A 2,618-nucleotide genomic window follows, 5' to 3' on the forward strand; every position below is an offset into this window, starting at 1 on the left:
TTGGGCCGGCTGGTAACGGGCTGAAGCTGGTACGCCCAGAGCAAGCCACCTTCCGCTTTATCAATCCCCATGAGCGTCCCCCGCTGGCCCGGGACATAGATCACCTCACCCGAGACAATAGGGGCACCTGCCGGTGCATAGGGAAGCTTCACCGGTTTTTTCCAGTGCTCACGCCCATTATCTTTTAGAGCGTAGAGCAGGCCACCATCCCCATTCGCATCTTTACATCCCACATAGGCAATCCCCTCCGAGAGCGCGGGCGCTGCCAGAATATCGTTAGGCAGGTTGCGGTACCACCGAATGGAGCCGGAAGCGGGGAGGACGGAGTACAGTGCGGGGCCTGTCGCAACGAAAATACTGTTGCCAGCGAAGGTCATTCCGTGCGGCAGGAACGTGTAGGGCAAGCGGGTTTTCCAGCGGAAATTTCCCGTGGCTTGCTTGATCCCGTGAATCTGGTTGTCCGTTGTCTGGAAGAGCATCATGTCGCCCGCGAGTAGGGGCGCGGAGCTGACTCCCTCGCCAGCAGAGTAGGCATAGCCCACGGTGCGGCGGTTGCGGGTGTCCATTTGGCTCCAGCGCTTCTCACCCGTCTGGGCATCAAGGGCGTAGAACATGCCATCATTACACCCAAAGTAGAGTGTTCCGTTCTCGATAATCGGAGCGGACTCAATGCGACGGCCTAGCTGGAACGGACCACCGGCTTCTGCACCGGTCTTGGCGTCTAGTATATAGAGCGTACCACCCGAGGAGCCGACGTAGAGTTTGCCGTTATCATGGGTGACAGTGGTCGTAAAGTACCTCCCCGCAGCCAGTCCATTGGCATCCTGAGGGTAGGACCACTTGCGCTCCCCAGTCTTGGCGTCCAAGGCGTAGAGAATCCCGCCCTGCTGATTGCTGGCGCGCGTACTGAAGTAGACGGTATTACCGATGATCACGGGGGATGTGATGTTATTATTCTGAACTCCCCCTGTAAAACGCCAGAGTACTGAGAGCGGTGGCTTGATCGCCTCGGCGGCGATGCCCGTTCGCTGCGTGTCGCCACGTAGCTGGGGCCAGTCCGCCGCCGCCGCTCCGATGGCGGCAATTCCAGAAGTAAGCGCCAGCGCGGCGGCGGCGCCGACGCGGGCACGTTGAGTGCGACGAGAAATTCGCATGGTTTATCCTTCGACACGGCCTAGAGATGTCAGCTGATTATAAGCCAAGGCCTTTCCAGAGTCAAGCATGTTCTGCATGATAGGATGCGATAATGCGTGTTCTCCTTCATTGTCCGTTTGTTCTGGCAGAAAATACAGGCATCACACGCTACTTAATCGGACTGCTTCAGGCGCTCGCAACTCACACGAGTGGGCTGGAGATTCGCTGCCTGATCCCGCCGGGCTGGGACGATTTACCGCCTCCACTGATCCCTGTCCCCCTCACCATACACTCCGGTGGAGGCTCTGGTCACCCACTGGGCAGGCTCCTACGCGAGACGGCTTTTCTCAGGCGCTTACACAAAACCGCCCCTTTTGATCTTTTTCATTCTCCCTTTGGCTACTTGCCCTTTTCGGTACCCACCCCGAGCATCTTAACCGTCCCCGACTTGCGGATTTTGCGTTGGCCACGGAGTTTCTCCCCTCTCCGGGCGGCATTTTTACGCTGGGCGATGCCACGCTCCCTTCGAAATGCCACTCAGGTGCTCCCCATGTCAGAGTTTACAAAACGCGAGATTCTGGCATTAGTGCCGGGTGTCCAAGCAAAGAAACTCACCGTGGCCTATCCGGGTTTGGACAGGTTCTGGAGCCTCCCCGCCACGCCTGCCGAACGCTCCGCTCTGCGCAAGCGCATCACGGAGCCCTTCGTGCTGGCGGTGGGAACAAACGAGCCGCATAAGAACCTGGAAACACTGATTACAGCTATGGAGCATCACCCGAAAAAAAAACTTGCTCTGGTTGGAAAAACTTTTGCGAGTGGGCGAAAAAAACGGCTTATCTTGCCCTCCAACGCACTCGCACTGGGTCACTTGACCGATACCGAGCTGCGCGCAGCCTATGCGGAAGCTAGTGTCTACTGCTTTCCCTCGCTCTATGAAGGCTTCGGATACCCTCCCTTGGAGGCGCTGGCTCAGGGATGCCCGGTGGTTGCCGCCGACATCCCTGTGCTCCGTGAAGTCTTGGGACAGTCCGCAACCTTCGCGGATCCACACGACGCCGCGGCGCTGGCTGCGGCACTTGCCACAGCACGCTACCAGACCACACCATCCTATACCTGGCAGGCGCATGCCCAGATCGTGCTGGCGGCCTACCGTGCTATACTAAACGCGTGACAGCCCCTTCGATCCAGCTCGCCCACATCACGGTGCGCTTTGGTGCGGTAACGGCACTCGAAGACATCTCCCTTGCGCTGCCGCCGGGCGAGCGAATTGCGGTTATCGGGGAAAATGGGGCAGGTAAGTCCACTTTGATGCGCGTGCTCTTTGGCCTACTCCAACCCGACTCGGGGGAGCTACAACTGGAGGGCAGTGCCACACACTTCTCCTCCCCACGAGCCGCGATTAACGCCGGAATCGGGATGGTACAGCAGCACTTCGATCTGATTGCGCCGTTTACGGTCACGGAAAATATAATTCTTGGCAGCGA

At 58.5% G+C, this 2,618-nt stretch carries 2 protein-coding genes and 1 pseudogene; 2 read left to right on the forward strand and 1 reads right to left on the reverse strand.

Annotated elements, in window-relative coordinates; translation table 11 throughout:
• The coding region (locus ACH2EH_RS26300) for a PQQ-binding-like beta-propeller repeat protein (RefSeq protein ID WP_395146388.1) at positions 1–1,154 on the reverse strand (1,154 nt) is incomplete at its 3' end.
• Between the two features lie 92 nt (positions 1,155–1,246).
• Between ACH2EH_RS26300 and ACH2EH_RS26305 the strand changes: the two genes are divergently transcribed.
• Both ACH2EH_RS26305 and ACH2EH_RS26310 read left to right on the forward strand, forming a co-directional pair.
• Positions 1,247–2,305 carry a glycosyltransferase family 4 protein gene (locus tag ACH2EH_RS26305; protein ID WP_395146389.1) on the forward strand — a complete coding sequence of 353 codons (1,059 nt, stop codon included), beginning with the start codon at positions 1,247–1,249 and terminating at the stop codon, positions 2,303–2,305.
• A gap of 68 nt (positions 2,306–2,373) precedes the next feature.
• Positions 2,374–2,618: pseudogene (locus ACH2EH_RS26310) on the forward strand (ATP-binding cassette domain-containing protein); the annotation flags it as partial.

Source organism: Armatimonas sp. (assembly GCF_043760365.1).
Taxonomy (GTDB): domain Bacteria; phylum Armatimonadota; class Armatimonadia; order Armatimonadales; family Armatimonadaceae; genus Armatimonas.

Bases quoted from the DNA above. Each gene is read 5' to 3' on its own strand.
- ACH2EH_RS26305 (WP_395146389.1), top strand. From the start codon at position 1,247: ATGCGTGTTCTCCTTCATTGTCCGTTTGTTCTGGCAGAAAATACAGGC.